The organism is Chryseobacterium urinae (assembly GCF_030518295.1).
GTDB lineage: Bacteria > Bacteroidota > Bacteroidia > Flavobacteriales > Weeksellaceae > Chryseobacterium > Chryseobacterium mucoviscidosis.
The window spans coordinates 104,433-117,501 of sequence record NZ_JAULSJ010000008.1; the positions used below are offsets into that span (position 1 = coordinate 104,433).

The following is a 13,069-nucleotide window of genomic DNA, read 5'->3' on the forward strand; positions in this document are numbered from 1 at the left end:
CTTTTCTTATTTTTTAGTTTCGGTAGTCATCGTTTCGGATTTCGCAGGGGCAGCCGCTGTAGTAGCTGTTGCTGTAGCCGCCGCAGGTGCTGCAGCTCCTTTTTTGAAAGCATCCATTACATACATGGCAACTCTCCATCTGTCTCCTGCGCTAAGTTGTCCTGCATAAGATCCCATTGCGTTTCTACCGTTGGTTATTACATAATGAACAGATCCTACAGTAATATCTCTGTCTGCATAGTTTGGTACACCAGAGAATGCTCCGGACTGAACGATTGGCCCTTGTCCGTCTCCTCCTACACCGTGACAAGCTGAACAGGTTTTCTCGAAAAGGCTTTTTCCTCTTTCAAGATCTTTTGCAGCGTTTGCTGGGTTTAAAGGAGATCCTGTTACTGTTTTTGAAGCATCATAACCAGCATTGTATTCATCCGGTGTTTTTGGAAGTAATCCTTCTTCGAAAACACCATCTTTATTTTGAGCTACGGATCCTTCTACAGGAGAAAGACCTGTTGCAAAATTATTTTTAACAAAAGCAGGAATTTCATTTTCATGATCTGAATAAGCGTCCTGAGCTTTCATCAATGGATCGTATGCTACCGGAAAATACATATCCGGGAAATAGACCAGCGGAGTATTCTCTTTTGGTCCGCAAGAGTTAAGTAAAACTGTTGTTAAACCTAAAACTGCTGTAATTTTTAATACATTCTTTTTCATTTTAAGCATCTTTAACAGTTATTTCTTCAACTCCAGTTTCAATAAGCAACTGCTTTACAGATTCTACATCTTCAGTTACAAATTCCATTAAGAATTTATCATCCGTTGTTCTTGGATCCGGGTTTTGTGCAGGAGCTCCGGGATACATTTTGTTTCTTACCAAGAAAGTTAATGACATCATGTGTGCTGCGCAGAATACCATAAGTTCGAACATAGGTACTACGAAAGCCGGCATATTGTGAGCCCAGTCGAAAGCTGGTTTACCCCCAATGTTCTGAGGCCAGTCGTGGTTCATTACATACCATGTAAGAGTAGCACCGATTGTAACTCCATAACAAGCGTAGATAAAAGCGGCATCAGAAATTCTTGTTTTCTTTAACCCTAAAGCTTTATCTAGTCCGTGAACCGGAAACGGAGTATACACTTCGTTTATTTTGATTCCTTTATCGTTGAATGCTTTAACGCCGTTCATTAAATCGTCGTCGTCCGCATAAAGTCCGTATACAATTTTAGTGGTGCTCATCTCCTTCTTTTGCTTTATAAGTTTCACCTGAGATTTTCAAAATCGATTTTAATTCAGCCTGTGCAATTACAGGGAATGTTCTTGCGTATAATAAGAATAATACAGAGAAGAATCCGATTGTTCCTAAATATACTCCCACATCAATGATTGTTGGCTTAAACATCGTCCAAGAACCAGGCAAGTAATCTCTTGAAAGGTTGATAACGATGATGTCGAAACGCTCAAACCACATACCGATGTTGATAATTAACGCAACAATGAATGTCCAGATAATATTCGTTCTAAGTCTCTTGAACCAGAAAGAAGCAGGAACAACAAGGTTACAGATAATTAGTGACCAGAAAGCCCACCAGTAAGGTCCAACAGCAGCACCAGGAGAAAGATATGTGAAATCTTCAAATCTTGATCCTGAATACCATCCGATGAAATATTCAGTTGCGTAAGCTACAGTTACCATACCACCTGTTAAGATGATTACGATGTTCATAATTTCGATATGATACATAGTGATGTAATCTTCAAGGTGACATACTTTTCTTGCAACTAACAATAGCGTCTGTACCATTGCAAATCCTGAGAAAATCGCACCGGCAACGAAGTAAGGAGGGTAAATTGTGGAGTGCCATCCTTTAATAACCGAAGTTGCGAAGTCAAAAGATACGGTAGTGTGTACTGAGAATACAAGCGGAGTTGCTAAACCTGCAAGAACCAAAGATAGTTCTTCGAATCTTTGCCAGTGTTTTGCTTTACCACCCCAACCGAATGCAAGGAAAGTATAAATTTTCTTAGTCCAAGGTGTCTTCGCTCTGTCTCTGATCATTGCAAAGTCAGGGATCAACCCCATGAACCAGAATACTGTTGATACCGAGAAATACGTAGAGATCGCAAAAACGTCCCAAAGTAGAGGAGAGTTGAAGTTCCCCCAAAGAGAACCGAACTGGTTTGGTAAAGGGAATACCCAATATCCTACCCAAACTCTACCCATGTGGATAACCGGGAAGATTGCCGCCTGTACAACCGCAAAGATCGTCATCGCCTCTGCAGATCTGTTTACAGACATTCTCCATCTCTGTCTAAATAATAATAATACCGCTGAGATTAGGGTTCCGGCGTGACCGATACCAACCCACCATACGAAGTTAGTAATATCCCATCCCCAGTTAATAGTTCTGTTTAGTCCCCATGCTCCAATACCTGTTCCGATAGTGTAAGCGATACATCCGAATCCATAGATGAATAGAACTAAGGCTGCATATAATGAAATCCACCATAATTTACCTGCTCTTTCTTCGATAGGTCGTGCAATATCTTCCGTGATATCGTGATAAGTTTTGTGACCAATAATTAGAGGTTCCCTTATCGGAGCTTCGTAATGTCCTGACATTTTTTACCTATTTATTATTTAAACTTTATTTTTCTACTCTGTTTCTTACTTTAGTGTGATAGAACACATTTGGTTTTGTTCCGATCTCCTCCAGTAAATAATATCTTCTGTTTGAAGCGTATTGCTTTCTAACTTCAGATTCTTTGTCATTCATATCTCCGAACTTGATTGAACCTGTAGAACAAGCTTTAGAACAAGCTGTCTGGAACTCTCCGTCCTTCACGATTCTATTCTCTTTTTTAGCTTCAAGAATAGTAGTCTGAGTCATTTGGATACACATAGAGCATTTCTCCATAACCCCTCTCGTTCTTACCACGACATCCGGGTTCAGAACCATTCTTCCAAGATCGTTATTCATGTTGAAATCGAACTTGTCATTCAGGTTATAAGTAAACCAGTTGAAACGTCTTACTTTATAAGGACAGTTGTTTGCACAATATCTTGTACCGATACATCTGTTATAAGCCATGTGGTTTTGTCCCTGCTTACCGTGTGAAGTTGCCGCTACCGGACATACTGTTTCACAAGGTGCGTGGTTACAGTGCTGACACATTACCGGCTGGAAGATTACATCCGGATTATCAGCCGGGTGATTCAGTGCACCACCTTCTTTGTTAAAAGCTGTTCCGTATAATTCAGGAACTGCCATTCCTTCTTTTAATCCTTCATAAACTTCTACCTTCTGTCTTGATGAATAGTAACGGTCAATTCTTAACCAGTACATATCTCTTGACATTCTTATTTCTTCTTTTCCTACAACCGGAACGTTGTTTTCTGCCTGACAAGCAATGATACATGCTCCACAACCAGTACAAGAGTTCAGGTCAATCGATAAGTTGAAGTGAGGGCCATCGGTGTCATCAAAAGCATCCCAAAGGTCAATTTTTCTTGCCGGAAGAGCTCCGCTAATGGTGTGATACTCCAAAGGTTTGTTCCATCCGTCGTGTTCATCATCAAAAGCTACGTTTAAGAAATCAGCCAAAGGTACTTCTTTAGCAATTTCGTAACGTCCCATTAATGTATTCTGAAGCTGGATACCTGCGAATTCGTGATCTTCTCCTGTTTTTTCGATTTTAACATTAGAAACAACTAAGTTAGAACCGTCAAATAGAGGATAAGCATTTACACCGGTATCTGCTGTAGCTCCTGAGTTTTTCTTACCGTATCCAAGTGCAAGACCTACTGATCCGTCTGCCTGTCCCGGTTGTACGAATACAGGAACATCTTTTATTGTTACTCCGTTTACAGTAAGGTTTACAAGAGAACCATCTAACTGCATTCTCGCGTTAAGATCGTTATCAATACCCAATCTTTCTGCATCTTTCGGAGACATTGTTAAGTAGTTATCCCAAGACATTCTTGTGATTGGATCCGGTAATTCCTGCAACCAAGGGTTGTTTGCCTGAGTTCCGTCTCCCATTGCTGTCTTCGTATACAATACCAATTCTAAATCTGAAGCTTTGAAACCTCCTAACTCAGCAACAGCCTGTGCACCGTTTCCTCCTGCATACGATAATGTTGTCGCATTTGAAGAAGCATTGATACCATTATATAAAGCTTTGTTGAAAGAAGTTGCTCCTAAGATAGAAGTAGCATTTGCTTTTAAATAATCATAATAATTATTAGCAGCATTGTTTTTACCGTTTTTCCAAACCAATAAAGATTCTTCAATCTGTCTTGATTTGTAGATTTTCTGGATCGTAGGCTGCATTAATGAATATACTCCTGTCTGTGGTTCGATATCTCCCCAAGATTCCAGCCAGTTGGCTACAGGAATTACAGCTTTCGCTGCTTTGTACATTTCATTTTTCTTATCTGCAACAGCAATTACGTAAGGAACTTTAGATAATGATTTTTTGAAATCTTCTCCTTTGTGGTAAGAGTAAATAGGATCTACATTGTTAGCGATCAATACTCCAACCTGTCCTCCGTTCACCCATCCAAGGAATTCCTCGAATCTTGCTTTGTCAAAATCTTTTAAGAAGTTTGCTTTCCCTGTGAAAGCTACTGATCCTAATTTTTGGTTAATTAAGTGCGCTAAAACCTGAGCTCCTTTAGAACCGTCAGCGAAAACAACTGCTTTGCTTCCTTTTGCCAATAATTCTTTTGCGATTTCAGATGCAGCTTTGTCAGAAGTACCACCACCAACGATTGCGTTGTAAACTTCAACTAACGTTTTGTTTACCTGGCTTGGTTTCAGTCTGATTCTTGAATCTGCGTTTGCTCCTGTTAAAGACATATTGGATTCAACCTGAATGTGTCTCAACATATTTTTTCCCGGAGTTCTTGCCACTGCGTAAGAAGATTCTAAACCTCCTGCGTTGTAATCTCCTAAGAAATCAGCCTGGAATGCAACCACTAATTCAGTTCCTTTAAGGTCGTAAACTGGTAATGCTCTTGTTCCGAAAACTTCCTGAGCCGCGTCTAATGCTGCAGCATAAGGATAAGCATCATAGGTTACTAATTCTGCTGTAGGATATTTAGCTTTAAATTCAGCAAATAATTTTTTGAAAGTAGGGGATGCAAAAGAATGAGATAGTAAAACAATTCTTTTACCTGCTGCTTTAGCCTCATCCAGTCCTTTGATAACGAAGCTGTCTACTTTGTCGAAAGTTTCGTCTTTCCCTTCAAATTTAGGCTGCTTTACTTTATCATTATCATAAAGAGAAAGTACACTTGCCTGAGCTCTTGCATTCGTTTTACCTAAATCTCCTGCTGCCGGGTTTGGTTCAATTTTGATAGGTCTTCCTTCTCTTGTTTTTACCAATACGCTTGCGAAATCGAAACCGTCGAAATACGTTGAAGCGTAATAGTTTGGAATCCCCGGAATGATTTCATGCGGCTTTACCACATAAGGAATCGTTTTGATTACCGGAGCTTCACAGGCAGCCAGTGTTACTGCTGCAGTAGAGAAACCTAATAGTTTTAAGAAATCTCTTCTTGAGGTTGCGGAACCGTTCTTTTCCGCATCATCAAGGAAATCTTCTACCGGAATTTCTTCCTGGAACTCTTTCTGAGCCAGCTTATTGTTTAAAGCCGGATCTTTAAGTTCGTGAATACTTCTGAATTGTATTTTGTTTGAAGCCATTTGATACTTCTAATTTTTAGTTATTAATAATGACATTTACCACACTCAAGACCTCCAATAGCATCTACCGTAATCTTACCACCATCTTTAGGGTACTGTTTTTTCAACTTGTCGTGTAGATTTTTGAAGTATTCTTTATTATAACCGTTGTTCATGTCAACTTCTGTAGTTCTGTGACACTCGATACACCATCCCATTGTAAAGTCGTTAGCCATCTGAACAACATTCATTGTATCGATTTTTCCGTGACAAGCTTTACATACAACATCAATTTTGTTGTTAGGGTTCTTTTTGTTGAAAGAATTGATGATCGCCTGTTCACCTGCTACAACGTGCTGTGCGTGGTTGAAGTATACAAAGTCTGGCATGTTGTGGATTCTTGTCCATTCAACCGGCTGAGTTTTTCCTGTGTACTGTTGTTTTTCAGGATCCCAACCTGTAGCGGCATAGATTTTCTTGATCTCTCCGTCATAGAAAGCCTTATCTTTTCCTGGCTCCATGTAGTGGTTTGCATTGTATTCAGAAATTGTTCTGTGACAGTTCATACAAACGTTCATCGAAGGGATTTCGGATACTTTACCGTATTTGGCACTGGAGTGACACAACTGACAGTCGATTTTCTGTTCTCCAGCGTGAATTTTATGGGAGAAATAAATAGGCTGTTCTGGCTTATATCCTTTGTAAACCCCGATCCACATGATCCAGTTCCAGATTCCGTAAGTTGCCAGAAGTGCAAGGATTGCGATTAATCCCTTTCCTACATAGTGATATTTTGCATAGATTTCGCTGAAAGATTTTACCCTTGTTTCGTTAAGACCGGCTAAGTCGTCTGACTGACCCAATTTTACCAATTGTCTTAATTTTACCAAGATCCAAACCAATAGAGCTGCGATTGCTAAAAGTGAAATGATTACTACGCTTGTTGTAGTGTTGTTTGCAGGCGCTGCTTGAGCTTCGTTTCCTGCTTTGGCATCTTTTCCTGCTGTAGGAGCTGGCTCTTCAGCCGGAGGATTTGAGGTGTATGCCAAGATATCGTTGATATCTTTTTCTGAAAGTTTCCCTTCAAAAACCTGCATTGCCGCTTTTCCGTTGGCTTCGTATACTTCATTAGCATACTTGTCTCCGGAAGCTCTAAGTTTTTCATTGTTGGTTATCCATTTTTGAAACCAGTCAATGTCTAGATTTTGATCTTTTTTCAGTCTTTCAACTACTCCTCCAAGAGCAGGACCTACAAGTTTCTTGTCTAGTGCGTGACATGCAGTACAATTCGCTTTGAAAAGCTTCTCACCATTCTTAGGATCGCCGTCCTGCCCGTAAATTGAAGCACTGGTCGATAGCAATAAGCCTATTGCGATCAACGTCTGTCTATAATGCTTTCTCCAACTAATCATTTAAATTATCTTATGTTAGTAAATATTGAACATTCAATCAATCCCGCAAAAATAATATTTTTAACAGGAATTTAACGGTATATGGAAAGGGGAAAATGTCATTTCCGTTTAATTTGTAATTATTCTAAATAACTGAATTTGGTATAATTTTTTAATTTGTATAAATTTGCGCAAACAAGTTTAAATGAAAAATTTAATCAAAATAATTTCGATGCTGTCTGTGCTTGCATTTTATGGTGTTGATGCACAACAAGTTGTAAGAAAAGATACTTTGGCGGGAACTGAACTTACCATAACGATGGATTCTAAGGTAAATGCGGCTCTGGAAGGCATAGAAGATAAGTGTTCCAAAACAACTTTGGCAACTTCTTCAAGAGACGACGAAGAAGATTTCAGTCCTTCAAAACCAACTAAAATTTATGTTCCGAACAGGGAACTTACCAATGCTGAAATATGCAGAAAAAATCCAAGAATTTTAGGGTATAAAATTCAGATTACAACAGTAAAAAGTAATGAGGAAGCCAATGAGGTAAAGGCTTATTTCAGAAAAAGATTTCCTAATCTGAAAGTGGAAACGGATGCTTCTTTAAGACCGAATTATAAGATTTTAGCGGGAAGTTATTTCACAAAACAAAGCGCGGCTTCTGATCTTTCTAAAGTGAGAGAATATTTTAAATCGGCACTTGCAGTACAGTACAGAATTTTCTGTGCAGAAGCAAAATAATTTACATTTAGCAATAGAAAAATAGAAAAGCTGGGAAAAATTATTTCTCAGCTTTTTTTATTGATTTTAATTTTTCAAAATAAAAAGTAAAATTTTAATAAAATTTATTTAAAAACCAAAAGAATTCGGTCATTCTCAAATAATTATTGATGATCAGATAAGCGCATAAAATTATAAAGATTACGGATAAAAAAGACAGCATTTTCGGTGATTCTTTATAGCTGTAAAAAAGCCATCCGATCAACAGCGGATAGACAAAAACAAAATGCCCTCCGTAGATGTAAGAAGTATGAAGTCCGAATCTCATAACACAGTGAATGATAACATCAAACAGGAATGAAATCATTAAAACCTGAACGAGTTTATTTCTGAAATTTTTAAAATAACTCCAACAAATCAGGATCAATAAAACGGCAATAAAAATATAAGGAATCCATGATGAATAAACAGTCATTATAATCCCTTTATAGTGGTAACCGCTCATGTTATGTTTATCGCGGATCAGAAAATTTGAAAAAAGTATATTTCCCCCGAAAAAGTACGAAAGGATCATATCCCAAGTCGGAGTAGAATTTACATTGGAGAACTTTTCGTACTGTTCATTGGTTTTACTGAATATATTCTGATATTTAAAATCGATTCGGTTTAAGTATAATAAAACAAAACAGAAGCAGGTAAAAACTGCTCTTAAAACCGCATTCCCAAGTTTTTTCCAATCCTTAAAAAGTCCTTTCTCAAAAGCTACCGGAATGAATACTTTTACAATATTCGTTACCGTTAAACCTCCTATGGTAGTTCCTGAAAAAGCCAAAGCTAAAGGCGGAATTTTCTCCTCTTTCTTTAATTTTATAGCTGAATAATGATGAAAGAGAGTCAGGAAAAATAAAGTGTAGGTAAAATTTTCCGGCGTGAAGGAAAGTAGTATATTCGTTGAAAAGGCTCCGAAAAACAGAATTAATAAGATACTTAAAATTAATGGAAGTCCAATAATGTTTTTAAGATATTTAAACACCTGAAGAACGCTTAGGCTTACCGCGAGATTACTCATCCAGGCTAAAGCAAAACGAAAATTTCCATCTATTTTGCCATTAGAGAAAAGCAGAGCCAGTTCTCTAATCCAGTTAAAAAAATAATAAGAGAGGGGATGTCTCTCAAAACTTCCGCCCGTCATTACAATCGATTTATTATCAAAACTGAAATAGGCATCCCAAGGAATTCTTCCGTCAAAAATAATTTTATGATGAATGGCAATGTATGATCCCATATATCCGTACGCAACGAGAAAAAACAGAAAAACAATAAGTTCAACTCCCGTTGTCGGAAAAAGCAACTTGAAAAAATGGATAAATTTTGTCTTGAATTTTGACACCTGCAAAAACTTTCTGCAAAAGTAAAATAAAACAATTCGTTTTCACAACTGAGGCAAATGTTTTATGTATTATTTGATGTTTAGTGTATTTGTTTTTGATAAGGTGACATTTGTTTATAACTTGCAGAAGTTATAAACAAAATCAGGTTGTTTTGTTTTTGCGCAGTTTTCAGGTTTGATCTCCGAGCGTTATCCCGTTTTGATCGTCTATAATATTAGAGTAAGTCGACATGAAACCATTTTTGAAAGTTTACAACAAAGAAGGGAATCGAGGTAATAATTCTATGATGATGATACTGGCCTATATAAGGAATATTGCTCCCTGTGGAAGATTGAGAAGATACTTTGGAAAAACATCAATTTATGTGACTCTCATATATTACTATGATGGACTATAATATCATTTTCGCATCCAAAAGCTGGAAGTCACTCTCAAAGATATTTTCTCGCGTATCATTTTGCTTCTTGCCGAATAACTTCTGATGGCTCTGCGAGAGGTTTTGTGTATGGAATCAAAATTGAGGAACAGGCAAACCGCGACACATTTTTCTGGGTAAGTCCCATTAAAGCCTATAAAGTTAAGAAGCTTTTTCAATTGGAGGAATTCTGGAGGTCTGTCCAAAGTGTTGCCCGTGAAGAAGATAAAGATCGGATAGCTAGAATTAATCTATCAGCAAAGAAAAAAATCCGCAAACGATGCAAGATATCAATGCTAAATTAAAAGGCTGCTAGAGAAAATCGATTCCGACAAGAATGCCAAGCTAAAATAATTTTGAGAAATATCTCGATAAATACGAAGCTCAGTAAGTGTTTTTAAAAGCAAGGAGTTCTTACAGCAAGACTAATGAATACTACTTTCACGCGCATGAAAGCGAAGTTTCACGAATTCAATTAAAATCAACAAAAAAAATGAGCCATGAGCAGGGCATGAAGAACGACCAGCATAAACTCGTCCATAATGCATTATTTTAGAGAATACAAAGTTTTACATCTGTCCAATGTGACAAAGAATGGAGAAAACGCGTGAAAGAACGCGGAAGACCAAAAGAGGTTGTCCTCAGAATATCATATTATCAGGCAAAAAAAACGCGAAGGATATCTCCAATTAGAAGAATTAACAGAAGACCGAAGCGTTGAACGAAACCATCATTTGGAGCTGTGGTTTTAAGCGATTTATGCTCATGGGTCTGGAAAAAAGTAGAATTGGAGTTTGGGTTGTATGCTTATCCTATAATTTGAGAAAGAAGATTGCCTGAAAAGAATAACTTTTTCTTTTTCCAAAACAACAGAAAGTTTTGCGTATTAAAAATCCGCCTCAGATTTTGTTGTGAGGCGGATTCTGTGTATTACATTTTATGATGTTATTCTTTTATAATTTTTTTTGCAACAGAAGTTCCATCTAAAAAATCAATAGCAATAAAATAGTTGCCTTTTTGCAAATCGCTAAGATCTGTTCTTTCAGGATTTAAAGTAAGAATTTGTTTTCCAGAAAGATCGTACACGCTTAAAAGTTTTATTTTTTTATCCGTCTTGATAAAAATCTCGCCTTTTGTGGGGTTGGGGTAAAGATAAGCTTTAGGTTTGGTTTCTACTTCATTAGTTGAAAGAACAGCAGCCAATACTTGTACATCGTCAATTGATACAGCATCTGCATCGTTACCTGTATACTGAAATCTTATTTGAACATTTGATTGTCCAATATATGAAGATAAACTTTTTTGTACAGCAACTGTATTGTACAAATCTGTATCTGGATCTGCATCCCCATCATCTGTAAACCCCGGCTCTGTGTCCTCATTCCAAATAGTAGTCCAAGTGTTTCCATTTGTAGAAACTTGTAACAATAAATTACCGGCATTTTGATTGATCATATAAGACCAACCAACCTTTACATTGAATTTCAATGCTGGATTAGAAGCTGTTGCTAGGCTAAAGGCAGGACTTGTTAGGTTGGCGGTGTTAGATGAAGCAATCCAGTTTATACAAGCAGATTTAGTACCTGTAATTTTAAAAGTTGTTTCTAGTGCAGAGCCAGAAGTGAAATTTACATTTGTAAAATCCCATGGTCTTGAGCTGTTTGTGTTTGATCTTGTCCATCCAGTTGGAGGGAATGTTGTTCCTTCAAATGATTCTGATAAAAGTGTTTGTGAACTTATTATAATCCCAAGAAGTAAAAAAGATAAAAGTAAAGTTTTTTTCATGATCAAAATTTTTATTAAATATACATATAAAATTCTTATTTAATAAAAATTTAACATTTTAAATGGATATTGTTTAAATTTACGAACTGCACGATAGCATGGAACATCCCGAAACGCCATCATAGCCAGAAGGTCTTTTTGCTGAAAATTCCGGATAAATGGTGTGATAAGGATTTTCTAAAGCGTGAGTTAATTTTTTCAGCATTTCTGTTTTTCCTTCATTAATTTCCTCAATGCACTGGTAGAGAAGATAATTTCTTAAAATAAATTTAGGATTGGCTTTATGCATGATTTTCAAAGATTTTTCCCTTGAAATAATATTTTTTTCTAGTCTTGACTGATAAGCTTTCATAAAATCTTCCAGTTTCGAAAGTTTCTCATCATTTAAAAATGTGTAAGAAACGTTTTCAAATTGCTGTCTGAGATCTTTCTGGTCATCATATTTTTCGAGTTCGTTGAAAAATAAGGTATAATCTAATTGAAGATCCTGCATCAGACTTTGCCATGTGGTAAAGAATTTTTCATCGCTTGTTAGTAACTGATCAAAACCGAATTTTCTGCACAGCATTCTGTCGTGCGATTCCCAGAAATAGCTTCCGTAATCATTTAAAACATCTTCCAGAAACTTTTCATCTTTAATTAAAGGATGAAGTGCATTTGCCAATTGCCATAGGTTCCATTGGGAAATCTGTCCCTGTTTTCCGAAAGCATATCTTCTTCCTGGAAGATCGGTGGTATTCGGGGTGAAATTTAAATCGTATTCATCCATCATCGAATAAGGGCCATAATCGATCGTTAAACCTAAAATCGACATATTATCTGTGTTCATTACCCCATGAACAAATCCTACACGATACCATTCTACCATAAGATCTGCTGTTCTTCTGCATACATTTTCGAAGAAATCTTTGTACTTCTGAATCCCCTCTGAAGAAATTTCTTTGAAATAATGATGAATGGTATAATCTGCAAGTTCCTGCAATGTTTTGTATTCCTGTTGAGCAGACATCAATTCAAAATGACCGAATCTAAGAAAGCTTTCTGCGATTCTGATGACCACAGCTCCTTTTTCCAGTTCCGGATTTCCGCTGTACATAATGTCTCTTACGACGTCTTCTCCTGTAAATACTAAACTTAATGCTCTGGTTGTAGGAACTCCCAAATGAAACATCGCTTCGCTCATCAGATATTCACGAACAGACGACCTTAATACGGCTCTTCCATCTGCGTGTCTGGAATAAGGCGTTGCTCCGGCTCCTTTCCACTGTATTTCGTTTTTCTTTCCTGAATTGTTTTCAATTTCTCCGGCAAGAATGGCTCTTCCGTCGCCTAATTGTCCTGCCCAGTTCCCGAACTGATGTCCCGCATAAGCAGTGGAGTAGGTTTTGATATTTTCGGGAAGATGTGTTGCGGCAAGAAAATTAAGATCTTTATCCTCAAATTTGCCAAGCCCGATTTCTTCTGAAAGTTTTTCGTTGAAAGCGATTAATTTTGGATGATCAAAGCCAACCGGCTGAACAGTGGAAAATAAAACCTTCGGAGTATTTCTCTGTAGGGTATTGCCGGAAAAATCTCCGGGAAACTTTTTTATAAAGGGTTGTTGTATGTTTTCAAGATTCATAATTCAAAGGTATTAATTAAAAAGAAAAGACCTTCCAAATGATTGAAAGGTCTT

Annotated in this window: 9 protein-coding genes; 1 reads left to right on the plus strand and 8 read right to left on the minus strand. The window is 37.3% G+C overall.

Going from position 1 to position 13,069, the window contains the following annotated elements; translation table 11 throughout:
- Positions 1 to 6 precede the first annotated feature (6 nt).
- The 5 genes from QWT87_RS06955 to QWT87_RS06975 are packed head-to-tail and all read right to left on the minus strand — an operon-like array spanning position 7 to position 7,100.
- Positions 7 to 723, minus strand: a complete 717-nt coding sequence (locus tag QWT87_RS06955; RefSeq protein WP_076393900.1) for a c-type cytochrome — start codon at positions 721 to 723, stop codon at positions 7 to 9.
- The gene (locus QWT87_RS06960; protein ID WP_076393898.1) at positions 716 to 1,237 is read right to left on the minus strand and encodes a DUF3341 domain-containing protein; all 522 of its coding nucleotides are present in this window, start codon (positions 1,235 to 1,237) and stop codon (positions 716 to 718) included. Before QWT87_RS06960 ends, QWT87_RS06955 begins: the two co-directional genes overlap by 8 nt.
- Entirely contained in the window at positions 1,224 to 2,621 is a 1,398-nt protein-coding gene (gene nrfD / locus QWT87_RS06965) for an NrfD/PsrC family molybdoenzyme membrane anchor subunit (protein ID WP_027381049.1), read from the minus strand. Before nrfD ends, QWT87_RS06960 begins: the two co-directional genes overlap by 14 nt.
- A gap of 25 nt (positions 2,622 to 2,646) precedes the next feature.
- Positions 2,647 to 5,709: a TAT-variant-translocated molybdopterin oxidoreductase gene (locus tag QWT87_RS06970; protein ID WP_302715125.1), complete on the minus strand. Its 3,063-nt coding sequence runs from the start codon at positions 5,707 to 5,709 to the stop codon at positions 2,647 to 2,649.
- 23 nt (positions 5,710 to 5,732) lie between these two features.
- Positions 5,733 to 7,100, minus strand: a complete 1,368-nt coding sequence (locus QWT87_RS06975) for a c-type cytochrome (protein WP_302715127.1) — start codon at positions 7,098 to 7,100, stop codon at positions 5,733 to 5,735.
- 184 nt (positions 7,101 to 7,284) lie between these two features.
- Here QWT87_RS06975 and QWT87_RS06980 point away from each other — a divergent pair, with 184 nt between their 5' ends.
- Positions 7,285 to 7,824 (plus strand): SPOR domain-containing protein, encoded by a 540-nt coding sequence (locus QWT87_RS06980; RefSeq protein WP_302715129.1) that lies wholly within the window; start codon positions 7,285 to 7,287, stop codon positions 7,822 to 7,824.
- A gap of 94 nt (positions 7,825 to 7,918) precedes the next feature.
- Here QWT87_RS06980 and QWT87_RS06985 read toward each other — a convergent pair whose 3' ends face one another.
- The 3 genes from QWT87_RS06985 to QWT87_RS06995 form a co-directional block, all read right to left on the minus strand.
- The gene (locus tag QWT87_RS06985) at positions 7,919 to 9,193 is read right to left on the minus strand and encodes a DUF6080 domain-containing protein (protein WP_302715132.1); all 1,275 of its coding nucleotides are present in this window, start codon (positions 9,191 to 9,193) and stop codon (positions 7,919 to 7,921) included.
- Positions 9,194 to 10,554: 1,361 nt separating this feature from the next.
- Entirely contained in the window at positions 10,555 to 11,394 is an 840-nt protein-coding gene (locus QWT87_RS06990; protein ID WP_302715135.1) for a T9SS type A sorting domain-containing protein, read from the minus strand.
- 79 nt (positions 11,395 to 11,473) lie between these two features.
- The gene (locus tag QWT87_RS06995; RefSeq protein ID WP_302715137.1) at positions 11,474 to 13,015 is read right to left on the minus strand and encodes a protein adenylyltransferase SelO; all 1,542 of its coding nucleotides are present in this window, start codon (positions 13,013 to 13,015) and stop codon (positions 11,474 to 11,476) included.
- Positions 13,016 to 13,069: the final 54 nt, after the last annotated feature.